Annotated in this window: 15 protein-coding genes; 12 read left to right on the forward strand and 3 right to left on the reverse strand. The window is 73.3% G+C overall.

What is annotated here, in order from left to right:
* Nucleotides 1-10 precede the first annotated feature (10 nt).
* The 3 genes from DTL70_RS22385 (at nucleotide 11) to moeZ (ending at nucleotide 3,265) form a co-directional block, all read left to right on the forward strand.
* Complete coding sequence (locus tag DTL70_RS22385) at nucleotides 11-1,207, forward strand: SDR family oxidoreductase (protein ID WP_114023788.1); 1,197 nt, start codon at nucleotides 11-13, stop codon at nucleotides 1,205-1,207.
* Nucleotides 1,195-2,001: a spherulation-specific family 4 protein gene (locus DTL70_RS22390; RefSeq protein WP_114023789.1), complete on the forward strand. Its 807-nt coding sequence runs from the start codon at nucleotides 1,195-1,197 to the stop codon at nucleotides 1,999-2,001. The genes DTL70_RS22385 and DTL70_RS22390 overlap by 13 nt, the downstream gene beginning before the upstream one ends.
* Nucleotides 2,002-2,086: 85 nt before the next feature.
* Entirely contained in the window at nucleotides 2,087-3,265 is a 1,179-nt protein-coding gene (gene moeZ / locus DTL70_RS22395) for an adenylyltransferase/sulfurtransferase MoeZ (RefSeq protein ID WP_114014423.1), read from the forward strand.
* A 75-nt stretch (nucleotides 3,266-3,340) separates the two neighbouring features.
* Here moeZ and DTL70_RS22400 read toward each other — a convergent pair whose 3' ends face one another.
* Both DTL70_RS22400 and DTL70_RS22405 read right to left on the reverse strand, forming a co-directional pair.
* Nucleotides 3,341-5,026, reverse strand: a complete 1,686-nt coding sequence (locus tag DTL70_RS22400) for an alpha/beta hydrolase (RefSeq protein ID WP_114023790.1) — start codon at nucleotides 5,024-5,026, stop codon at nucleotides 3,341-3,343.
* A gap of 145 nt (nucleotides 5,027-5,171) precedes the next feature.
* Nucleotides 5,172-8,189, reverse strand: a complete 3,018-nt coding sequence (locus tag DTL70_RS22405) for a flippase-like domain-containing protein (protein ID WP_245979548.1) — start codon at nucleotides 8,187-8,189, stop codon at nucleotides 5,172-5,174.
* Between the two features lie 143 nt (nucleotides 8,190-8,332).
* Between DTL70_RS22405 and DTL70_RS22410 the strand changes: the two genes are divergently transcribed.
* The 5 genes from DTL70_RS22410 (at nucleotide 8,333) to nudC (ending at nucleotide 19,172) form a co-directional block, all read left to right on the forward strand.
* Complete coding sequence (locus tag DTL70_RS22410; RefSeq protein WP_425470394.1) at nucleotides 8,333-8,773, forward strand: MGMT family protein; 441 nt, start codon at nucleotides 8,333-8,335, stop codon at nucleotides 8,771-8,773.
* Between the two features lie 179 nt (nucleotides 8,774-8,952).
* Nucleotides 8,953-12,576 (forward strand): ATP-dependent helicase, encoded by a 3,624-nt coding sequence (locus tag DTL70_RS22415; protein ID WP_114023792.1) that lies wholly within the window; start codon nucleotides 8,953-8,955, stop codon nucleotides 12,574-12,576.
* Between the two features lie 281 nt (nucleotides 12,577-12,857).
* Nucleotides 12,858-16,556, forward strand: a complete 3,699-nt coding sequence (locus DTL70_RS22420) for an ATP-dependent helicase (RefSeq protein WP_114023793.1) — start codon at nucleotides 12,858-12,860, stop codon at nucleotides 16,554-16,556.
* A 28-nt stretch (nucleotides 16,557-16,584) separates the two neighbouring features.
* A complete protein-coding gene (locus tag DTL70_RS22425) occupies nucleotides 16,585-17,994 on the forward strand; it encodes a dipeptidase (RefSeq protein WP_114023794.1) in 1,410 nt (469 codons plus the stop codon).
* Between the two features lie 266 nt (nucleotides 17,995-18,260).
* Nucleotides 18,261-19,172 (forward strand): NAD(+) diphosphatase, encoded by a 912-nt coding sequence (nudC, locus tag DTL70_RS22430; protein WP_114024235.1) that lies wholly within the window; start codon nucleotides 18,261-18,263, stop codon nucleotides 19,170-19,172.
* A gap of 136 nt (nucleotides 19,173-19,308) precedes the next feature.
* Here nudC and DTL70_RS22435 read toward each other — a convergent pair whose 3' ends face one another.
* A complete protein-coding gene (locus DTL70_RS22435) occupies nucleotides 19,309-19,551 on the reverse strand; it encodes a mycoredoxin (RefSeq protein ID WP_114014418.1) in 243 nt (80 codons plus the stop codon).
* 154 nt (nucleotides 19,552-19,705) lie between these two features.
* Here DTL70_RS22435 and DTL70_RS22440 point away from each other — a divergent pair, with 154 nt between their 5' ends.
* From DTL70_RS22440 to DTL70_RS22455, 4 genes are all read left to right on the forward strand, one after another.
* Complete coding sequence (locus DTL70_RS22440) at nucleotides 19,706-21,904, forward strand: ATP-dependent DNA helicase UvrD2 (RefSeq protein ID WP_181861037.1); 2,199 nt, start codon at nucleotides 19,706-19,708, stop codon at nucleotides 21,902-21,904.
* A 308-nt stretch (nucleotides 21,905-22,212) separates the two neighbouring features.
* Nucleotides 22,213-22,479, forward strand: a complete 267-nt coding sequence (locus tag DTL70_RS22445; protein ID WP_425470406.1) for a hypothetical protein — start codon at nucleotides 22,213-22,215, stop codon at nucleotides 22,477-22,479.
* Nucleotides 22,480-22,611: 132 nt separating this feature from the next.
* On the forward strand, nucleotides 22,612-22,980 hold the full coding sequence (locus tag DTL70_RS22450) for a WhiB family transcriptional regulator (RefSeq protein WP_114014415.1): 369 nt from the start codon (nucleotides 22,612-22,614) through the stop codon (nucleotides 22,978-22,980).
* Nucleotides 22,977-23,336: a hypothetical protein gene (locus DTL70_RS22455; RefSeq protein ID WP_114023796.1), complete on the forward strand. Its 360-nt coding sequence runs from the start codon at nucleotides 22,977-22,979 to the stop codon at nucleotides 23,334-23,336. The genes DTL70_RS22450 and DTL70_RS22455 overlap by 4 nt, the downstream gene beginning before the upstream one ends.
* The last annotated feature ends 77 nt before the right edge of the window (nucleotides 23,337-23,413 follow it).

Consider the following 23,413-nt stretch of genomic DNA (forward strand, 5'->3'; position numbering starts at 1 on the left):
AGGTCGCACGATGAGGGTGCTGCTGCTGGGCGCCGGCGGATACCTGGGCCGGTTCGTCGCCGACCGGCTGCTCGCGGACCCCGCCGTGCAGCTCACCGCCCTCGGCAGGGGCGACGACGCGGACGTGCGGTTCGACCTGTCCACCGGCAGTCCGGGGGCGCTCACCCGTTTCCTGGACGCGGTCCACCCGGGCGTCGTCATCAACTGCGCCGGTACCACCAGGGGCAACGGGCGCGAGCTGATCCGGCACAACGTGGTGGCCACCGCCGCCGTCTGCGAGGCGCTGCGCCGCAGCGGCTGCGGCGCCCGTCTCGTGCACGTGGGATGCGCCGCCGAGTACGGGCCTTCGCAGCCGGGTTCGTCCACCGGGGAGGAGGCGGTGCCGCGCCCCGGCGGCCCCTACGGTGTCAGCAAACTGGCCGGCACCGAACTGGTACTCGCCTCCGGGCTGGACGCCGTCGTGCTGCGCGTCTTCTCGCCCATCGGGCCCGGCACCCCCGCGGGTTCGCCCCTCGGGCGCGTCGCCGAAGCCATGCGGCGCGCGATGCAGCAGGGGGACAGCGAACTGAAACTGGGCGGGCTCGGGGTGCAGCGCGACTTCGTCGACGTGCGCGACGTCGCGCGCGCCGTGCACGCCGCCTCGCTGTCGGCAGCACAGGGCATCGTCAACATCGGCACCGGCCGGGCCGTGCGACTGCGGGACGCCGCCTCGCTGCTGGCCCGTGTCGCCGGATACGCGGGGTCCGTGCACGAGCAGGGCGGTGGTCCGGCACCCGGCGACGGACATCCGGGGGCCGCGGCGGGCGTCCACGGCACAGGACCCGGCGGTCCCGGCGGCCCGAGCGCTCCCGGCGGACACGGAGGCCCCGGCGGACCCGCGGGGCCCGGCGGACAGACGCCGGTGATCCCCGCACAGGCCCACGCCGCCCACGCCCTCCAGGCGGTGCACGCCCAGCACGGCACACCCGGGCACCACCCGGGAGCGCACCCCGCGGCCTCGCAGCACGCCCCGCACGCGGCGCACTCCGGGCAGTCGGCGCCCGTGGCCCCGTCCGGCCCGCCCGCCTCGTATCCGTACCCGGACGGGTGCGGGGCCTGGCAGCAAGCGGACGTCCGTACGGCCAGGGACCGGCTCGGCTGGCGGCCGCGCATCGGGATGGAGGAGTCGCTGGCCGACATCTGGATGGAGGCCGCATGCCGTATCTGACGACACCGCCGGGACGGGCCCGCCGGGCGGGTGACGGCAGCGGGGTGCGTCGGCTGGGCCTGGGGGTCCCCGGCTGTGCCCATCCCCTGCTGGCGCCCGCGGAGTGGGCGGAGCTCTCCCGGCCGGGGGTCGGCGCCGCCCCCGGGCCCGAGCGGGAAGCGGGGCCGCTGCACTGGGTGGTGCTGGACATCGCCGACGGGCCCGGCGCGCGCCCCGACCCGTATTGCGCCCCCGCGACGGCCGCGCTGCGTTCCGCCGGGGTCGCACTCCTCGGTCGTCTCGACATGCGAGACGGTACGCGGACATTCGGCGAGCTGCTCTCCGAGGCCCACAGGTTCCTCGACTGGTACCGGGTGGACGGCTTCCACCTGGTGCACGCGCCGGGCGGCGCGGACCGGCTGGGGTACGTCCAGCGCCTGGCGGCCACCCTGCGCGCGCTGCTGGGCGGCGAGCGCGACGGCGGACACCTCGTCCTGGCGCCCGGCGGCCCCTCGCACCCGGCCTACCTGGAGTGCGTCGACCAACTCGTCACCTATGCCGGGAACTGGGCGGACTACCGCTGGTCGCAGGCCGAGGAGTGGACGGCGGCGCACCCCGCCGAGCGCTTCTGCCACCTGGTGCACTCGCTGCCGCGGCTGCACCTGGAGGAGGCGCTGCGCATCGCCCGCTGGCAGGGCGCGGGCACCGTCTGCTTCACGGACCGCACCCGTGGCGCCGGCCGGGACCCCTGGGAGACGCTGCCCGGGTACTGGGACGAGATCGTCTCGTGTCTTGGACCTGGTGTCTCGGAATGAGATAGCGCGTGGCAGTGTTGCGAGAGGAACGGCCCGCCTCCGGGCGGGTGACTTCCCGCACGTCCCACCGACCATCGGAGTCTCCGTGTCACTGCCACCCCTGGTCGAGCCAGCTGATGAGCTCACCGTCGACGAGGTCCGCAGGTACTCACGTCACCTGATCATCCCGGATGTCGGGATGGAGGGTCAGAAGCGGCTCAAGAACGCGAAGGTGCTGTGTGTGGGCGCGGGGGGTCTCGGCTCCCCCACCCTGATGTATCTCGCCGCCGCCGGTGTCGGGACACTCGGCATCATCGAGTTCGACGAGGTCGACGAGTCGAACCTCCAGCGCCAGGTCATCCACAGCCAGGCGGACATCGGCCGCTCGAAGGCGGAGTCGGCGAAGGACACGGTGCTGGGGATCAACCCCTACACCCAGGTCAATCTGCACGAGGAGCGGCTCGACTCCTCGAACGTGATGGACATCTTCGCGCCGTACGACCTGATCGTGGACGGCACGGACAACTTCGCCACCCGCTACCTGGTCAACGACGCCTGCGTGCTGCTGAACAAGCCGTACGTGTGGGGCTCCATCTACCGCTTCGACGGCCAGGCGAGCGTCTTTTGGAGCGAGCACGGCCCCTGCTACCGCTGCCTGTACCCGGAGCCCCCGCCGCCCGGCATGGTGCCGAGCTGCGCGGAGGGCGGCGTGCTGGGCGTACTGTGCGCCTCCGTCGGCTCGATCCAGGTCAACGAGGCCATCAAGCTGCTGGCCGGCATCGGCGAGCCGCTGGTCGGCCGCCTGATGATCTACGACGCGCTGGAGATGACCTACCGCCAGGTCAAGGTCCGCAAGGACCCCGACTGCGCGATCTGCGGCCCCAACGCGACGGTCACCGAGCTGATCGACTACGAGGCGTTCTGCGGCGTCGTCTCCGACGAGGCGCAGGAGGCCGCCGCCGGCTCCACCATCACTCCCAAGCAGCTCAAGGAGTGGATGGACGACGGCGAGCAGATCGACGTCATCGACGTGCGCGAGCAGAACGAGTACGAGATCGTCTCGATCCCCGGCGCCCGGCTGATCCCCAAGAACGAGTTCCTGATGGGCAACGCGCTCCAGGACCTCTCACAGGACAAGAAGATCGTCCTGCACTGCAAGACGGGTGTCCGCTCGGCCGAGGTGCTGGCCGTCCTCAAGAACGCTGGATTCGCCGACGCCGTGCACGTGGGCGGCGGGGTGATCGGCTGGGTCAACCAGATCGAGCCCGAGAAGCCGGTCTACTGAACCGACTCGCGCGACAGGGCGGTGTTCCCCTCACGACGGGGACACCGCCCTTCGCCGTGCCGGGCCGTCACCGGATCACCGGCAGTTCGTGCCGTCCTCGGGGACCTTCCCGCGCAGCAGATAACCGTCGACCGCGCGCCGCACGCACGTGTTGTCGCTGTCGTACGCGCCGTGGCCCTCGCCCCGGTAGGTGACCTCCACCCCGACGCCCTCGCCCAGCTCCTTCTTCATGGCACCCGTGCCTCCGTAGGGCGTCGCGGGGTCCCCTGTCGTGCCGACGAGCAGGATCGGAGCGGCCCCGGCGGCCCCCACCGGAGGGGACGTCCACTGCCCCCGGACCGGCCAGTCGTGGCAGGAGGAGAGCCCCCACGCCGACATCGGCCCGAAGACGGGCGACGCCTCGGTGAAGCCGGGCAGCTCGGATTTGATCTCCCGCGCGCCGTAGCGCTGCCGGTTGTCGGCGCAGCTGATGGCTGTCAGGGAGGACTGGAGCGTGCTGTAGGTGCCGTCCTGGTTGCGTCCGTTGAGCGCGTCCGCCAGCAGCAGCAGGGTGCTCCCGTCGCCGTCCACCAGCGCCTCCTGAAGCCCCCGTGAGAGCAGCTGCCAGGTGTCCTTGGCGTACAGCGCCTGTGCGATGCCGCCCTCGGCCAGTGACTCGGTCAGCTTGCGGCCGCTGTCGGTGGGCATCGGCTCGGCGTCGAGCTCGGCGAGCAGGTCGGTGATCCGCTGTTTCCCCTCGTCGGGGTCCTCGCCCACCGGGCAGTCCTCGCCGCGCGCCGCGCAGGCCTTGAGGAAGTTGTCGAGCGCCAACTGGAAGCCGCCGGACTGGCTGAGCGAGCCGGCGACCGGAGTGGAGCGGGGGTCGACGACGGCGTCGAAAACGGCGCGCCCCACTTTCCGCGGGTACAGGTGCGCGTAGACACCGCCCAGCTCGGTGCCGTAGGAGATGCCGAAGTAGTGCAGCTTCTCGTCGCCGAGCACCTGGCGCATCACGTCCATGTCGCGTGCGGTGTTCTCCGTCGTCAGGTGCGGCAGGAGCGTCCCGGCCCGTTTTTCGCATCCGTCCGCGAAGTTCTCCTGGCGGTCGAAGAGGCGCCTTTGCTCGCTGTCGGTGTCCGGTGTCCAGTCGGCGGCGAAGTAGCCGTCCAGTTTCTTGTCGCTCAAACACCGCACCCCCTCGCTGCGGCCCACCCCGCGAGGGTCGAAGCTCACCAGGTCGTAGCGTCCGCGCAGCTTCTCGTAGTCCCGGGCGAAGGCGGGCAGGGTGGCCACCCCCGAGCCGCCGGGACCGCCGAAGTTGAACAGCAGGGAGCCGATACGTTTTCCGCCTCCCTTGCGCTCGGTGGCGCGGATCATCGCGATGCCGAGCGTCCTGCCCTTGGGCTCGTCGTAGTCGAGCGGCACCTTCAGCTCGGCGCACTCCCAGCGCGTCCCACCCGGCAGCGGGGAGGGCGAGCCGGCGTCCGTGCCCTGTGCCGCGTTCGGCTCGGGACAGCGCGACCAGGACAGCTTCTGCCGGGTGACGGAGTCGGGCAGCGCTGGAGAAGGGGGCCCGGTGGGAGTGCCGGAGGGCCGGGTCGAGGAGGCGGGAGGGGAGTCCGGGGCCCTGCCCGAGGCGGAGGAGCCGCGGGCGTGGGGGTGGGCCGCCTGCTTTCCCGTGCCGTCCGATGCGGCGCTGCCGCAGCCGCTCGCGACGGCCGCGGCCGCTATGAGCGCCGCCACGAGGGCGGCACGCGGCCGCAGGGAGCGGGTGTGACGCATGGGACGTCCTCCCGTGCAGACGGTGGGACGTTCATCGTGCGTACGGCGGGGCGGCCGGGGCGCGCTGTGAGGGGCGTTAGGGTGTACGGCTCGCTACGACGCCCCTGCGCCACGGCGCTGGACGGCTCACTACAGCACTGTCGCGTTACAGCGCTCCCTTGCGGGTCAGATGGGTGAAGGACAACCAGCCGGGCAGCACCGGCAGCCAGAGCGTCATCAGCCGGAAGAGCAGCACAGCCGGGGTCGCCACCTCCTTGGGCACCCCGAAGGCGATGAGCGCGGCGATCAGCGCCGCCTCGACGGCACCGAGGCCGCCCGGTGTGGGGGCGGCGGACCCGAGCGCGTTCGCCGTCAGGAAGACGACGGCCAGGTTGGCGTAGCTCGTCTCGTGGCCGAAGGCACGCACGCACGCGTCCAGGCACATCACGAACGCCAGGGTCAGCAGCAGCATCCCCAGCACGCCCGTGAGGAGTTTCTGCGGCCGCTGCACCACGTCCAGCATCCGCGGCACCACCCCCGCGAACAGCGAGCGCACGCGGTTGGAGACGAACCTGCGCAGCGCGGGAACCGCCGTGACGATCAGCACCAGCACAGCAGCCGTCAGCAGGCCCGCGATGACCGCGCGGGACGGCGAGAGGGTGGGCGTGTGCTCGGTGCCGGTGATGTAGCCGAACAGCAGCAGCAGGGTGATGTGGCTGCCCAGCCCGAAGAGCTGGGAGGCACCGACGCTCGCCACCGCGTGTCCGGGCCGGACCCCCGCACGCTGGAGGAAGCGCGCGTTCAGGGCGACGCCGCCGACCGCCGCCGGGGCGACGAGCTTCACGAAGGAGCCGGCGATCTGCGCCTGCACCGTCCGCCACCACGACACCTTCTCCGGGACGAACCCCAGCAGCGACATCGCGGCGCACGCGTAGGTGAGCGCGGAGAAGGCCACGGCCCCGCCGACCCATGCCCAGTTGGCGTCCAAAACGACGTCCACCGGCACCTGCGAGAGCTGCGTGAGCAGGAAGTAGGCGGCCAGGGTGCCGGCGATGAAGCTGACCAGGGTGCGCGGCCTGATGCGCTCGAGACGGGCGGGCTCTATGGGGGCCTGCGGCCTGATGCGCAGCACCTGGTGGCGGATCTGGGCCAGCAGATCCTCCTCGCGTGCCTCTTCCAGCGCCTCGTCTATGGCCTTCTTCTCGGCGTTCTTCTCGGCCCGCAGCGACTTGCGGTGCGCGCGTCCCCCCGCCGCCTCGGCCCCGTGCACGTCCTCCCCGCGGGCTCCGGCCTCCCTCGCCTTGGTCTCCTTGTTGGCGCGGGAGGCCTCGATGACCGCCTCGCGTTCCCGTTCGGCGCGCTCCTTGGCGAGGTGGCGCAGGGTGGTGCGGGTGCTGCGGCTGAGCGCGATGGGCTGGAGGAGCGGGAGGCTGTCGGCGATGGCGTCGGGGCCCAGCACGTCCACCGCGGCCGCCACCGCGCGTTCGGCCCCCACGCGCAGCCCCAGCGTCGTCAGCAACTGGGCGACGTCCATGCGCAGGATCAGGTCGCCCGCCGCGATCTCGCCGCCGCGCAGGTCCGTGAGGTAGACGGCGCCGGAGCGGTCCACCAGCAGCGCGTCCCCGACCAGCCTGCGGTGGGCGATCCGCCGGGACTGCAGCGCCTCGACCTGCTGCCATGCCGTGCGCATCAGCGCGTCGCTGATCTCCTCGTCCGCCAGCGCGTCCAGGCTGCGTCCTGGCAGGTGTTCGTAGACGAGCATCACGGCGTCGGGGCCGAGCTCGGAGGTGGCGATCAGCCGGGGCGCGTTGGCGCCGGCGGAGATCGCCGCGTAGGCCAGCAGGGCCTCCTGCTCCAGCGCCTGGCGCAGCGACTGCAGACTGCGGCGCTGGGTGATCCCGCGCAGCGCCAGCCTGCGCCAGACGCGGTAGAAGAACCCCTGCGCCTGCTGTTCGCGGTCGACCACGGTCACATCGAGCGGCCCACCGTCCTCCAGGGTCACCCGGTAGCGGCGTCCGCGGTCGTTGTGGTCGCGCTTGTCGGCGTCGCCCGCCTCCTCCACGCGCAGCGCGCCGACCGGGTTGAAGCCCACCCGGCGCAGCCCCGCCAGCAGCGTCTGCCCGGTCGGCCTGACGTTGGGGGTGCCGACCGCGTACAGCGTCCCGTAGGCGATCGACCATCCGATGAGGATCGTCACGGCGATGGAGAAGGCGGTGGTGTACCCGGGCACCAGGACGGCGAAGGCGTTCAGCAGCAGTACGCCCCACAACACGACCCGCCAGCGGGGGCGGCGCGCCATGCCGACCGCCGTCATATAGGCGATGACCGGCGCCAGGTAACTGTGCACCGGTGTGGTGGCGTCCTGCGGGGTGATGGCCTTGGTCAGGGCGTCCCTGATCGAGTCGGGGGCCGCCTGCGCCACCCACAGGTCCACGGCCAGTGAGGCGCCGTGTGCGAGCACGGCGGCCAGGACTCCGTCGGCGATGCGCAGCCCGTCCCGTTTGATCAGCCTCTCGATCGCGAACGCGACGGGCACGAGCAGGACGGCGATGCTGGAGGCCAGCCCGGTCAGGCTGATGAGCAGGTCGGGCGCTTCCGCGGTGCCTTTGTCGATGTCCTGTTCGAGTCCCGCGGTGGTGCCGTGCGCGAAGTTGGCGATGGTGAGGACCAGCGCGATGCCCAGCAGTCCCAGCACCAGCCGCAGCAGGTCGGAGGGCCGGTGCACCCGGGCGGAGAGCAGCGGCTCGTCGCTCTCGATCTCGATACGGTCCCCCTTGGCGACGGCCTCCAGCTTCTCGCCGGGCGCCAGCGGCTCGGTCTTCGCAGCCTTCGCGGTGTGCTCCCGGTTCGCAGCCTTCTCCGCGTTCGGGGTCTTGCCGGCTTCGCCTCCGTCCGCTCCGTCCGCGGCGTTTTCGGGCTCCCTCACGCCTTCGGGGCCTTCGAGCTTCCCCGCGGCCTCGGCTTTCCCCGCGGCCTGGGTCGTCTCCGCGACCTGGGCCTTTCCCGCGGCCCGGGTCGTCTCCGCGCCTTCGGTCGTCTCCTCGCCGGGTTCCGGCGCGTCGTCCTGGTTGCCGATGGTTCCGCCGTCCCCGTGGGCAGCACTGCCGGCGGCGGGTGCGCCCCCTGACCGGGGGCCGTCACCGTGCCGCTGTCCGGATTCCGTCTCGTCCTGGTCCCGTATCACTCGTCACCGCCCGGAAGATGGTGGCACGAGGGAAGACTCACCGGGAGCACGAGGGTGCATTCCGGGGTCCCCGGGGACGAATCGACGGGCGGTACAGGCCGGCCGCGGGCGATCCGGCACGGCTGTCGGTGGCATGAGGCAGCATGGCCCGTATGCCTGGAGAACCCGGAGACGGGCGACCGTCGGCCGGCCGCACCGCACCGCCCGTGGCGGACCCGCCCGCGCCGTCCGACGTGGACGGGACCGCCCTGCCCGAGCTGCCCGATTACGCGGAGCGCGTACTGGAGGTGGCCGACCTGATCCCCGCGGGCCGCGTGCTGACCTACGGGGACATCGCCGAGTGGCTCGAAGAGGGCGGTCCCCGACAGGTGGGCCGGGTCATGGCGCTGTACGGCGGCGCGGTGTGCTGGTGGCGTGTGGTGCGCGCCGACGGCGTGCCGCTCCCCGGCAAGGAGCGCGAGGCGCTGAGGCACTACCACGCGGAGGGCACTCCGCTGCGGTCCGGCTCCGCCGCCTCCAGCACGCCAGGGCACATCCCGCGCATCGACATGCGCCGGGCCCGCTGGGACGGGAAGCCCGGATGATCCCGCGCTGCGGCTGCTCACGGTTTCCAGCTTCCGTCATGGCCCCCGGCTCCACGCACCCCCGAGTGCGTACGGAGTACCGCGGCCGTACGGGGTACAGGAGCGATGCGCTGCGGCACATGTGCCCGCTGGCGTAGCGTCTGTACCACCCCGCACAGACCTCCCCCTAGGCGATCCACGTGAGTCCCTCCCTTACTGCCGAGGCGCATCAGCGGTCCCGCGGGCCCGGCGCGTACCGGCTGGTGCGCACCCCGGCGGGACCTGTCGATCTCCCTGCGTCTGACGCGGCACAACGCGCCGTGGTTGACCACAGGGGCGGCCCCCTCCTCGTCCTGGCGGGTCCCGGAACCGGCAAGACCACCACGTTGGTCGAGGCGGTCGCCCGCCGTGTGTGCGAGGGCGCCGATCCCGAGCGCGTCCTGGTGCTCACCTTCAGCCGCAAGGCCGCCGTGGAGCTGCGCGACCGGATGACGGCCCGGCTGTCCCGCGCGGCGGACGCCGGTGCCCTGACCGCGCCGCAGGCCACCACCTTCCACTCCTACTGCTACGCGCTGGTCCGCGCCCACCAGGAGGCCGATCTGTTCGCCGAGCCGCTGCGCCTGCTGACAGGCCCGGAGCAGGATCTGCACATCCGCGAGCTGCTGGAGGGCCAGATCGCGCTGGAGCGGCGGGGGCGGGCGACGGTGCGCTGGCCGGACGAGCTGCGTGCCTGCCTGACCACTCGCGGTTTCGCCGACGAGGTGCGGGCCGTGCTGGCCCGCAGCAGGGAGCTGGGGCTGGGCCCGGCGGCGCTGGAGGCCTTCGCGCGGCGGGCCGGGCGCCCCGACTGGCGGGCCGCGGCCGGCTTCTTCGCCGAGTACCTTGACGTGCTCGACGCGCAGGGCGTCCTCGACTACGCGGAGCTGGTGCACCGGGCCGCGCTGCTCACCGAGCGTGACGAGGCCGCCTCCTGGCTCGACGGTGCCTACGACGCGATCTACGTCGACGAGTACCAGGACACCGACCCCGCCCAGGCGCGTCTGCTGCGCGCGCTGGCGGGCGGCGGGGCCCGCACGCTGGTGGCGTTCGGCGATCCCGACCAGTCGATCTACGCGTTCCGCGGCGCGGACGTGAACGGCATCCTGGACTTCCCCGACGCCTTCCGGCAGCCCTCCGGCGACCCCGCGCCCGTACGGGTGCTGCGCACGGCGCACCGTTTCGCGCCCCCGCTGTCGGCCGCCACCCGCCGGCTGACCGAGCGTATGCCGCTGACCCGGCTGCCCGCCGAAGCGGTCCGCGCCCACCGTGCGCTCGCCCCGGCGCCCGCTCCCGGCGTCCCTTCCCCCCGTCCAGCGGACCGGCGGCCCGGCAGCACCGACGAGCAGCCGTCCCCTCCCGAGCGGGAATCTCTCCCCGAGGGCGGGTCCCCCTCAGGACGGGCCGCGCGTGAGCGGCCCGCCCATGAGCGGGCCTTGCCCGAGCGGGCGGGAGCGCGCCCGGCCGCCGCCGGCCGGGTCGAGGTGTTCACCTACCCCACGGCCGGCGCTGAACTGGAGCACATCGCCGATGTGCTGCGCCGTGCGCACCTGGAGGAGGGCGTGCCCTGGGACGAGATGGCCGTGCTGGTGCGCGCGGGCGGACGCTCCCTGCCCGTGGTGCGGCGCGCCCTGGTCTCGGCCGGGGTGCCCGTCGACGTGGACGGTGACGACGTGCCGCTGCGCCACGAGCCGGCCATCGCCCCGCTGCTGACCGCGCTGCGGGTCGCGGCCGAGGGAGCGCTCGAAGAGCGCGCCTCGCTCACCACCGACACCGCACTGACGCTGCTGTCCTCTCCGCTGGGCGGGATGGACGCGGCCGATCTGCGCCGCCTGGGCCGGTCGCTGCGTGAGGAGGAGCGCGCGGCGGGCGCCAGGGTGCCGCGCCCCTCCGACGTGCTGCTGGCCGAAGCGCTCGCCGAGCCCGAACGGCTGGTCGCCCACACGCCGCAGTCCCTGGCGGCCTCGGCGGCGCCAGGGGGCCGCTCCGTCGAGGGCGCGCACAGCCTCGGGCTGCTGCTGCGCAAGACCCGCGAACTGCTCGACGGGGGCGGCACGGCCGAGGAGGCGCTGTGGACGCTGTGGACCGGCACCGGGTGGCCCGACCGGCTGGAGCGGGCCGCGCGCCGGGGCGGCACAGGCGGGCGCCACGCGGACCGCGACTTGGACGCGGTCTGCACCCTTTTCGCGGTGGCGGCCCGCGCGGAGGAGCGCGGTGGCGGCCGGGGCGCCCTCAACTTCCTCGCGGAACTGGAGGCCCAGGACATCGCCGCCGACACCCTCGTCCAGCGCGCGGTACGCCCGGACGCCGTACGGCTGCTGACGGCGCACCGCGCCAAGGGACGGGAGTGGCCGCTGGTCGTCGTCGCGGGGGTGCAGGAGGGGCTGTGGCCCGATCTGCGGCGGCGCGGCTCCCTGCTGGAGGCCGACCGCATCGGCCGCGACGGGCTCGCCGAACCGCTGTCCGCCGGAGCGCTGCTGGCCGAGGAGCGCAGGCTCTTCTACGTCGCGGCCACCCGTGCCTCGCGGCGCCTGGTGGTGACGGCCGTCCGCGCCCAGGCGGAGGACGGCGACCAGCCCTCGCGGTTCCTCGCCGAACTGGGGGTCGAGCCCCGGCAGGTGGCGGGACGCCCGCGCCGGCCGCTGTCGGTGCCCGCGCTGGTCGCGGAGCTGCGCGCCACCACCGTCGACCCGCAGGCCTCGCCGGCGCTGCGGGACGCGGCGGCGCGCAGGCTGGCCCGGCTCGCGGGGGAGCGTGACGAGGAGGGCTACGCGCTGGTCCCCGCGGCCCACCCGCAGCGCTGGTGGGGGCTGGCCGAGCCGACCCGCTCCGACGTACCGCTGCGCGACCGCGACCAGCCGGTGGCGCTGTCGGGCAGCGCGCTGGAGCAGTTGGAGCGCACCTGTTCGCTGCAGTGGTTCCTCACCCGCGAGGTGAAGGCCGACGAGCCGGCGACGGCCGCCCAGGGCTTCGGCAACGTGGTGCACGTCCTGGCGGACGAGGTCGCCTCGGGCAGCAGTCCCGCCGACCTGTCCGTGCTGATGGAGCGGTTGGACGCGGTGTGGGACGGGCTCGCCTTCGAGGCGCCGTGGAAGTCGCGGCAGGAGAAGGAGAGCGCGCGGGCCGCGCTGGAGCGGTTCCTGCGCTGGCACGTCATGGAGCGCGGCGAGGGCCGCGAGCCCGCCGGAAGCGAACACGGTTTCGAGGTGACGTTGCGGGCGGGCGAGCACGCCGTCCGCATCCGGGGCAGCATGGACAGGGTCGAGCGGGACGCCCAGGGCCGCGCCTACGTCGTCGATTTCAAGACGGGCCGCGCCCGCCCCACAGGCCCCGAGGTCGAGCGCCATCCCCAGCTCGCCGTCTACCAGCTCGCCGTACGGGAAGGCGCGGCGGACGCGCTGTTCGACGGGCGGCGGCCCGAACCCGGCGGAGCCGAACTGGTGCACCTGCGCATCGGAGCCGCCAAGCGTGACGGCGGCGAGACCCTGCCCGTGGTGCAGCGCCAGGAGCCGGAGAGCGGCCCCGACGACGCCCCGGACGGGCCCGACGGCGCCCCGGCCTCCGACGGTGCCCCGGTCCCCGAGGGCGCTCCTGGAAGCTCCGGCCCCGACGCCCCACAGGGCGGCTCCGGTGACTCCGGTGGCGACTGGGTGGGGGATCTGCTGGCCACGGCCGCCGCCCGCGTGCTGGACGAACGCTTCACCCCGACCCCGGGGCAGCACTGCGCCCACTGTGCGTTCCGCTCCGCGTGTTCGGCCCGCCCGGAGGGCCGTCAGATCGTGGAGTGACCCGACCGGTCGTGCACCGGACGTCCGGCGGCCCGCAGCGGTCTGCGGGGCACCGGACGGCCGGCGGCCCGCAGCGGTCCGCGGGGTCGCAGACGGCCCCGGCCAGGCGGGCCGGCCGCGGTCGGGGAAGGCGGCACCGGCCAGGCAGGCCGGCGCGGTCGGACAAGCGGTCGCGAGCAGCCGGGATCGGTGTCCTGCCGACGGGGGCGGCGGTCCGGCCGGGGTGGGGCCATGACCCCGCCCCGGCTCGGCTGTCAGCCGCGCCCGCTAGCGTCTGAGGAGTGCCCGCACCACTCAACGACCCCGGACAGCTCGCCGAGCTGCTGGGTATCCCGTTCACCCCGGAGCAGACGGCCTGCATCACCGCACCGCCCGCCCCGCAGGTCATCGTCGCCGGTGCGGGCTCGGGCAAGACGACCGTCATGGCCGCCCGCGTCGTCTGGCTGGTGGGCACGGGCCAGGTCGCCCCCGACCGCGTACTCGGCCTGACCTTCACCAACAAGGCGGCCGGGGAGCTGGCCGACCGCGTCCGCAAGGCCCTGCACAGGGCGGGCGTCACCGATCCCGACCCGGCCGTCCCCGGCAGCGCGGAGGCCGGGGAGCCGCAGATCTCCACCTACCACGCCTTCGCGGGGCGGCTGCTGAGCGAGCACGGGCTGCGCCTGAGTATCGAGCCGTCCGTGCGGCTGCTGGCCGACGCCACCCGCTTTCAGCTCGCGGCGGGCGTGCTGCGCGCCGCCGAGGGCCCCTACGAGGCGCTCACCAAGTCCGTTCCCGCTCTCGTCGAGGACGTGCTGGCGCTCGACGCCGAACTGAGCGAACACCTGGTCACCCCGGAGCGGGCCCGCGATCACGACGCGGAACTCCTCACCTCGCTGGAGGGCGCCCGGCTGACCAACGACAAGCTCCGCAAGGTCCCGCAGGCCACCCGCGCCCGCGAGGAACTGCTGGACCTGGTGGAGACCTACCGTTCGCGCAAGCGGGAACGCGAACGGATCGACTTCGGTGACCAGATCGCCCTCGCCGCCCGCCTCGCCGGGCTCCCGGACGTCGGGCGGGCACTGCGCGAGCAGTATTCCGTCGTCCTGCTGGACGAGTACCAGGACACCTCCGTCGCGCAGCGCGTCATGCTGGCAGGACTGTTCGGGCAGGGCACCGGCCACCCCGTCACGGCCGTCGGCGACCCCTGCCAGGCCATCTACGGCTGGCGCGGGGCCTCCGTCGCCAACCTGGACGACTTCCCCCGGCACTTCCCGCACGCCGACGGCAGCCCGGCCCGACGCCAGTCGCTGAGCGAGAACCGCCGCAGCGGCGGCCGCCTGCTCACCCTCGCCAACGGCCTGGCCGCGCCGCTGCGGGAGCGGCACGCAGGGGTGGAGGCGCTGCGCCCCGCCCCCGACGCGGCCGGGGCGGGCCGAGTGCGGGCGGCGCTGCTGGACACGCAGGCCCAGGAGATCGACTGGCTGGCCGACTCCCTGGCCCACCTGGTGCGCACCGGCACCCCGCCGGGCGAGATCGCCGTGCTGTGCCGCGGCGCGGGCGACTTCGCGCAGATCCAGGGCGCGCTGGCCGAGCGGGAGCTCCCCGTCGAGGTGGTGGGCCTCTCAGGGCTGCTGCACCTGCCCGAGATCGCCGACCTGGTGGCCGTCTGCGAGGTCCTCCAGGACCCCACCTCCAACGCGGCGCTCGTCCGGCTGCTGACCGGCCCGCGCTGGCGCATAGGCCCCCGCGATCTGGCGCTGCTCGGCCGCCGCGCCGCGCTGCTGGTCGCCCACCAGCGCGGCGGGGCCGACGCCGACCCCGACGAGCGGCTCGCCGCCGCCGTGGAGGGCGCCGACCCCGCCGAGGTGCGCTCGCTGGCCGACGCCCTCGACACCTTCCTGGAGAGCGAGGGACACGACGACGAACTGCCGTTCTCCGCCGAGGCCCGGGTGCGCTTCGCCAGGCTGGCCGCCGAGCTGCGCGAGCTGCGCCGCTCCCTGGCCGACCCGCTCATGGACGTCCTCCACCGGGTGCTGGCCGCCACCGGACTCGAGGTGGAGTTGGCCGCCTCCCCGCAGGCGGTCGCCGCGCGGCGACGCGAGACCCTCGGCCGGTTCCTCGACATCGCCGCCGGGTTCGCCTCCCTGGACGGCGAGGCGACCCTGCTGGCCTTTCTGGCCTTCCTGCGCACCGCCGTGCAGTACGAGAAGGGCCTCGACAGTTCCCTGCCGGGCGGCGAGGACACGGTCAAGGTGCTGACCGCGCACAAGTCCAAGGGCCTGGAGTGGGACGTGGTCGCCGTACCGGGGCTGGTCGCCAAGCAGTTCCCCAGCGAGCAGGCCCGCGAGACCTGGCTCAGCCAGCCCAAGGTGCTGCCGTACGCGCTGCGCGGCGACGCGGCCACCCTGCCGCAGGCCCCCGAGTGGAACGCCAAGAGCCTCAAGGAGCACGAGAACGCGCTGCGGGCCCACCAGGCCACCGAGGAGCTCCGTCTCGGTTACGTCACCTTCACCCGTCCCCGCAGCCTGCTGCTCGGTTCGGGACACTGGTGGGGTCCGGCACAGAAGCGTCCCCGCGGACCGTCCGCCTTTTTGGAGGCCCTGCGCGCCCATTGCGAGGCCGACCCCGCACACGGTGAGGTCGAGCACTGGGCGGACCCGCCGGAGGAGGACGCGGTCAATCCCGCGCTGGAGGAGTCCGCCGAGGAGCGTGCCTGGCCCCTGCCGCTGGACCCGACCGCTCTGGCACGCCGCCGGGCGGCCGCCGACGCGGTCCTGTCCTATCTCCAGGGCGCACCCGCCGACGGGGCAGCGACGGATGTCCGAAGGGCGAGCGGAACGGAAGCCGGGGCGGAACGACTCGGCGTCGAAAGGGAGCGCGAAAGGGAGTCTGCGGGGGAGCCCGACAGGGAGTCTGCGGGGGAGCAGGGAAGGGACTCTGCGGGGGAGCCCGACAGGGAGGCTGAGAGGGAGCTCGAAAAGGAGCCTGCAGGGGAGCGCGAGAGGGACACCGCAAGGGAGACCGGGCGAGAGCCGGGGGCGGATGACGTGGCCGGCGGCAGCGGTGCCGACGGCCTCGGTGCCGGTGGCCTCACCCCGGAAGAGGCGCGTCTGGCCGCGGCGTGGGACCGCGATCTGGAAGCTCTCACGGGCGAGCTGCGCCGCTCGCGGGCAGCGGTACGGGACGTGCCCCTGCCGCGTACGCTGAGCGCCACCCAACTGCTGCGTGTGGCCGCCGACCCGGAGGGTTTCGCACGGGAACTCGCCCGCCCCATGCCGCGCCCGCCGCGGCCCGCCGCCGCCCGCCGCGGTACCCGGTTCCACGCCTGGGTGGAGTCCCGCTTCGAGGAGCTGACCCTGCCCATGCTCGGTCCCGACGAGCTGCCGGGCGCGGAGGGGGAGGGCCCGGACGGCGGTGAGCCCCCGTCCATCGCGGACGAGCGGGACCTGGCCGCGCTGAAGGAGGCCTTCGAACGCTCCCCCTACGCCCGCCGCTCCCCCTACCGCGTCGAGGCACCGTTCCAGCTGATGCTGGCCGGACGCGTCATCCGCGGCCGTATCGACGCCGTCTACCGCGACCGTGCGGCCGACGGCGGTGTGACGTTCGACATCGTGGACTGGAAGACCGGGCGCGGTCAGGACGCCGACCCCCTCCAGCTGGCCGTCTACCGGCTGGCGTGGGCCGAGCAGCACGGTGTCCCGCTGTCCTCCGTCAGTGCGGGATTCTTGTACGTGCGCAGTGGTGAACTCGTCCGCCCCGAGGGGCTGCCCGACCGGGCCGGTCTGGAAAGACTCCTGACCGGGAGCACGGACGGCACGGACGGCACGGACGGCACGGACGGCACCGCTAGTACGAGCAGCACGGGCGGCAGCGTCAGTACGAGCAGCGCGGGCGGCACCGGAACACAGGACGAGGCGGACTCTTCCGGGCAGGCCGGCAGCGGCACCGGTGGCGGCACCGCGGAGCCGGGTGGCGGCCACCGTTCGGCTGACGAGTAATCCCCCGACGACCGTTAGGCTCGATGGCATGAGCACCACCCCGGCTCCTCCGGACAACGCCGTCCGGGCCTTCATCGACGACCAGCGTTCCGCCTTCCTCGCCGACCTGTCGGCGTGGCTGCGCATTCCCTCCGTTTCGGCCGATCCGGGTTGTGCGGACGAGGTGCGGCGCAGCGCCGACTGGCTCGCTGCCGCACTGCGCGCCACCGGTTTCCCCGTCGTTGAGGTGTGGGAGACCGACGGGGCGCCCGCCGTCTTCGCCGAGTGGCCCGCCGCCGACCCGGCCGCACCGACGGTGCTGGTCTACGGCCACCACGACGTGCAGCCCGCCGCCGTCGCCGACGGCTGGCACAGCGAACCGTTCGAGCCCCAGGAGCGGCAGGGACGCCTCTACGGGCGCGGCGCCGCCGACGACAAGGGGCAGGTGTTCTTCCACACCCTGGGTGTCCGCGCGCACCTGGCCGCCACGGGCCGCACCGCTCCGGCGGTCGGCCTCAAACTGCTGATCGAGGGCGAGGAGGAGTCGGGATCGCCGCACTTCCCCGCTCTGCTGCGCGCCCACGCCGCACGCCTGGCCTGCGACGCCGTCGTCGTCTCCGACACCGGCATGTGGGACGAGAACACCCCCACCGTCTGCACCGGGATGCGCGGCCTCACCGACTGCCAGATCGACCTGCGCGGCCCCGACCAGGACATCCACTCGGGCTCCTTCGGCGGCGCCGTCCCCAACCCGGCCACCGAAGCGGCCCGGCTGGCGGCAGCACTGCACGACGAGGACCGCAGGGTGACACTGCCCGGGTTCTACGACGGCGTCATTCCTCTCACCGACGAGGAGCGCACCCTCTTCGCCGAACTGCCCTTCGACGAGGACGCCTGGGTCCGCACCGCCCACTCCCACGCGACACTGGGCGAGCACGGCTACAGCACCCTGGAGAGGGTGTGGGCCCGCCCCACCGCCGAGGTCAACGGCATCGGAGGCGGCTACCAGGGCCCCGGCGGCAAGACCATCGTGCCCGCCCACGCACAACTGAAGCTCTCCTTCCGCACGGTCGCGGGACAGGACGAGGAGAAGATCCAGCAGACGCTGCGCGAGTGGGTCGCCGACCGGGTGCCGGCCGGTATCGAGCACGAGATCACCTTTTTCGGCGCCACCCGCCCCTGTCTCACCCCGCTCGACCATCCCGCGCTGCGCTCCCTCACCCGCGCCATGAGCCGCGCCTTCGGGCAGCGGGTCCGCTTCACCAGAGAGGGCGGTTCGGGGCCGGCAGCCGACCTTCAGGACGCCCTGGGGGTCCCGGTGCTCTTCCTCGGAATCTCCGTCCCTTCGGACGGCTGGCACGCGCCCGACGAGAAGGTCGAACTCGACCTCCTGTTCAAAGGCGCGGAGACGGCCGCCTATCTGTGGGACGACCTGGCGGCACACTGGGGCGCGGGCTGAGACCGGGCCGGCCGCCCCTCCCGTGAGCCACCGGGTGCCCCGCGCGGGCACGCCCGGGCCGCCTCACCACCACGCACCGACCCGTCCCCTGACCCGCCACCGGGCAGGGAGGCCCCGACACCTGGGGGAGTAGGAAACACACAGTGACCACCTCGACCTCGATCGACCGCCCGGACCGCCCGGAACGCTCCACCGGCGATGCCGCCACACGCCCCGCGGACCACGCCACCGGCTCGGCGCCCGCCGCGCCCGACGCGGAGCGGCCGATCAGCCTCACCGCCACGGGCGGTATCGACCGCGCCTCCCACCACCGTCTGGACGAGGCCTGGCTCGCAGCGGCCTGGAGCCACCCCACCACCCGCGTTTTCGTGGTCTCCGGCGGCCAGGCCCTGATCGAGGACAAGGAGGACGGCACCACCGAACTCGTCACGATGCCCTCCTTCGACGCGCCCTTCACCGAGGCCCACCGCTACTTCCTGGGCACGGACGAGGAGGGGGTGCGCTACTTCGCGCTCCAGAAGGACACCCTGCCCGGACGTATGGACGACATCGCGCGGCCCGCCGGGCTCCGCGAGGCGGGCGTGCTGCTCTCCGACCGCGACAGCGAACTGATGACCCACGCCGTCGGCCTGGAGAACTGGCAGCGCACCCACCGCTTCTGCTCCCGCTGCGGCGAGCGCACCGGCATCGCCGCCGCGGGACACATCCGCCGCTGCTCCGCCTGCGGTGCCGAGCACTATCCGCGCACCGACCCGGCCGTGATCATGCTCGTCACCGACGAGCAGGACCGCGCCCTGCTGGGTCGCCAGGTCCACTGGCCGGAAGGCAGGTTCTCCACCCTGGCGGGCTTCGTCGAACCGGGGGAGTCCCTCGAAGCCGCCGTACGCCGCGAGGTCGCCGAGGAGGCGGGCGTGGCCGTCGGCCCCGTCGCCTACGTCGGAAGTCAGCCCTGGCCCTTCCCCTCCAGCCTGATGCTCGGCTTCATGGCGCGCGCCACCCGCTCCGACATCCAGGTGGACGGCGACGAGATCGAAGAGGCGCGCTGGTTCTCCCGCGACGACCTGCGGGACGCCATCGAGTCCGGCGAGGTGCTTCCCCCCTCGGGCATCTCCATCGCGGCCCGCCTGGTCGAACGCTGGTACGGCCAGCCTCTGCCGCAGCCCCGCCACCACAGCTGAAGGCGACACCTCCGCCGCCCTCTCCCGGTATCACGACGGCCCCGCCGGGCGGCCTCGGTCCTGCCGGACCGGCCGCCCTGCGGGGCCGCGAAGATCGGGACTCGAACCGTCCCACAAGGCCGCGAAGAACCGGGTCTTAGGCCCCGACCTTCTCCTTCACCTGCGCCAGCGACGGGTTGGTCAGCGTCGAACCGTCAGGGAACAGCACAGTGGGAACGGTCTGGTTGCCGCCGTTCGCCTTCTCCACGAAGGCCGCCGACTCCGGGTCCTGCTCGATGTTGACCTCCGTGTACGCGATCCCCTCGCGCTCCATCTGGCCCTTCAGCCGGCGGCAGTAGCCGCACCAGGTGGTGCTGTACATCGTCACAGTGCCCGCCATTGTCCAGTGCTCCTTCGTCTCGTTCGGTGCCTTCGGTGAACGCGCGACGGTACCCGGCCATTCCCCGGACCCCCGAACCTCATTCGTACGACTAACACCCCCACCCTGTGGACAGCCGCCTCCTCCCCACCCCGTCCCCTGGCAGCATGGCGGGGTGACAGCAGCAACGGACTCCCCGCTCTTCCCACAGGCACCCGACTCTCCCGACGCGGTGCTCGAGGGCCTCGACCCCGAGCAGCGCGAGGTGGCGACCGCCCTGCACGGTCCGGTGTGCGTGCTGGCCGGTGCGGGCACGGGCAAGACCCGCGCCATCACCCACCGCATCGCCTACGGCGTGCGCGCCGGCATCCTGCCCCCCGCGAGCGTGCTGGCCGTCGCCTTCACCCAGCGCGCCGCCGGAGAGATGCGCGGACGGCTGCGCGCTCTGGGCGCCCACGGCGTGCAGGCCCGCACCTTCCACTCCGCGGCGCTGCGCCAACTGCAGTTCTTCTGGCCCCGCGCGGTGGGCGGCGAGCTGCCGCAGCTCCTCGAACGGAAGGCCGCCCTCGTCGCCGAGGCCGCCACCCGCTGCCGCCTGCGGCTCGACCGCAACGAGCTGCGGGACGTCACCAGTGAGATCGAATGGTCCAAGGTCACCCAGACCGTCCCCGAGGACTACCCGGCCGCCGCCGCCAAGGCAGGCCGCCAGGCCCCCCGCGACCCTGCCGAGACCGGCCGCATCTACGCCCTGTACGAACAGCTCAAGCGCGAGCGCTCCGTGATCGACTTCGAGGACGTCCTGCTGCTGACCGTCGCCGTACTCGAAGACCGTGCGGACATCGCCGAAACCGTCCGCGGCCAGTACCAGCACTTCGTCGTCGACGAGTACCAGGACGTCAGCCCCCTCCAGCAGCGCCTCCTGGAGCTGTGGGTCGGCGAGCGGGAGAGTCTGTGCGTCGTCGGCGACGCCAGCCAGACGATCTACTCCTTCACCGGCGCCACCGCCGACCACCTTCTCGACTTCCGCACCCGCCATGCGAACGCCACCGTGGTCAAGCTCGTCCGCGACTACCGCTCCACCCCCCAGGTGGTGCACCTCGCCAACGGCCTGCTGACCCAGGCCTCCGGGCGGGCGGCCGAACACCGGCTCGAACTCGTCTCCCAGCGCGAGGCGGGCCCAGAACCGGTCCACGCCGAGTACGCCGACGAGCCCGGCGAGGCCGAGGGCACCGCCCGCCGCATCCGCGACCTGATCGCCTCGGGCGTACCGGCCAGCGAGATCGCCGTCCTCTACCGCATCAACGCCCAGTCCGAGGTCTACGAGCAGGCCCTCGCCGACGTCGGGGTCCCCTGCCAGCTGCGCGGCGCCGAACGCTTCTTCGAGCGCCCCGAGGTCCGCGAAGCGTTCGTGGTGCTGCGCGGCGCCGCCCGCGCGGGCGGGAACGACGCGCTGCTGGACGACGCGGTCGACCTCCCCTCCCAGGTGCGCGCCGTCCTCGGTACCAAGGGCTGGTCGCCGCAGGCCCCGGCAGGCTCCGGCGCCGTGCGGGACCGCTGGGAGTCGCTGGCGGCCCTGGTGCGCCTGGCGACGGACTTCGCCGCGGCCCGCCCCCAGGTGACGCTCTCCGACCTCGTCACCGAGCTGGACGAACGGGCCAGGGCCCAGCACGCCCCCACGGTCGAGGGCGTCACCCTCGCCTCCCTCCATGCGGCCAAGGGCCTGGAGTGGGACGCGGTCTTCCTCGTCGGCCTCACCGACGGCATGCTCCCCCTCACCTACGCCAGGACCGACGAGCAGATAGAAGAGGAACGCCGCCTGCTCTACGTCGGGATCACCCGCGCCCGCCGCATCCTCACCCTCTCCTGGGCCCTGGCCCGCTCCCCGGGAGGCCGCCCCGGCAGACAGCCGAGCCGCTTTTTGAAGGGGCTCCGGCGCGGCGGAGCGGGAGCGGCCTCGCGCGCGGGCACCGCGACCGGCAGCGTGGAGGGCGGCTCCGGCCCGTACCGGGTCCCCGGCACGCGCTCGCGGGTGCGCCGTGCTCCGGCGCGGTGCCGGGTGTGCGGACGCTCGCTCACCGACCCGGGCGAGGTGAAGCTGATGCGCTGCGAGGACTGCCCCTCGGAGCTCGACGAGGTGCTCTACGAACGCCTGCACCAGTGGCGGGCTGGCCAGGCCGCGCTGCTGGGCCAGCCCGACTACTGCGTCTTCACCGACAAGACGCTGCTGGCCATCGCCGAGACCGTCCCCGGCGACGAGGCGGCCCTCGCCCGGATCTCCGGCGTCCGCGCGCGCAAGCTCCAGCAGTACGGCGCCGACGTCCTGGCCCTGTGCGCGGGCGAGGAGCTCCCGAAGACGGAGGAGAAGGAGACGTAGGGAGCTGTCACGCAAGGAGGCGGCAGTGGTGGGTGGGCAAGGGGGAGGGAGAGGGAGAAGGCCGAGCGAAGCGGAACGGACCGAAGAGCCACCGCGCGGTGGGCCTGTTTCTCTGTCACAGAAGCTGTGACAGAAAGCCGCGAAAAATAGTTTGCGCCCGCCGTGCGGAGCCTCATAGCCTTCCGGACATGGAGAGGGCGGGCCTTTTCGTCTCGTCCCTTCCATGCTCTACTCAGTCCTGAACAACTACGGATCGGCCTCGCGGCCGGTCCCCGAGACGCCGAGAGGAGGCGAGACCAGTGGCCACGATGAAGACGCAGATCAAACTGACTGATCACTCGGTCGTTCGCGCCTGCCTGCTCGGCTCCCGCCTCCACGGCACCGGTGTGTCCGGTGTCGCGCTGGGCGGCAATGAGCGACCGACCCAGGCACCCGAGGTAGCAGCACCGGCACGGGCAGCAGTGCCCTTCGCCAGTGGCTTCGCGGCCGACGGTGCCGGCGAGGGACGCCAGAAGACGCAGCGCTACACGATGTGGGCCTTCCGTGGGCTCGATCCCTGGAGAGATCCAGCCTGATCGGCGAGATCAGGTCGGCACCTTCCAGGGCCGCGGAACCCACACCGGGATCCGCGGCCCTTCTGTTTGCCCCGACCGGCCACCAGCCGGACCGACCAACAACAGACACACGACAGACAGGAAGAACCGACAGTGCACACCGAGACGCACCCCAACCCGTTGCGCCCCGCGCCTTCTCTGCCGCCTGATGCCACCACGGAGGACTCCTTGAACGCCCCGCTGTTCACGCTCACCGAGCTCGACGACGCGATCGACCGTCTCGGCGTCGACGTACCCTGCCGCTCCTACGACCCGGAGGTCTTCTTCGCCGAGTCGCCGGCCGACGTCGAGTACGCGAAGTCCCTCTGCCAGACCTGCCCGCTGCGTGAGGCCTGCCTCGCCGGCGCCAAGGACCGCCGCGAGCCCTGGGGTGTCTGGGGCGGCGAGCTGTTCGTCCAGGGCGTCGTCGTTCCGCGCAAGCGGCCGCGGGGGCGTCCGCGTAAGAATCCGGTGACGGCATGAGCTCCCACCGTCACGGCTCGGCCGCCCGCCGCACGGCGGCTGCCGGAACGATCGACAACCCGTCGGCGCTGGACCCCCGTATGCGCCACCTCACGAAGCAGGATCCGACGATGACATCCACTCGCGAGATCACCGCCCACTCCCACTCCGATGCGACGCTCGTGCGTCAGGACAGGAACCGCGACATGCAACTCATGCCAGAAAGCCTGGCGAGGGTGCACATACACGACAGGCTGAGGGAGGCGGATTCGGAGCGGCGGGCGCTGCGGCTGCGGACCGCCCGCCGCCTCCAGCGCCGGGCCGAACGGGCCACCCTCAAGGCGCGGCGTGCGCTGGCCATGGCCGTCATGCAGTGACCACGCGTCGACCCCTCTGTGGGAAGAGCCGGGGCTTTCGCCCCGGCTCTTCGCCGTTGCGGGCAAGCCTCAAGCGA

The organism is Streptomyces diacarni (genome assembly GCF_003323715.1).
GTDB classification, from domain to species: domain Bacteria; phylum Actinomycetota; class Actinomycetes; order Streptomycetales; family Streptomycetaceae; genus Streptomyces; species Streptomyces diacarni.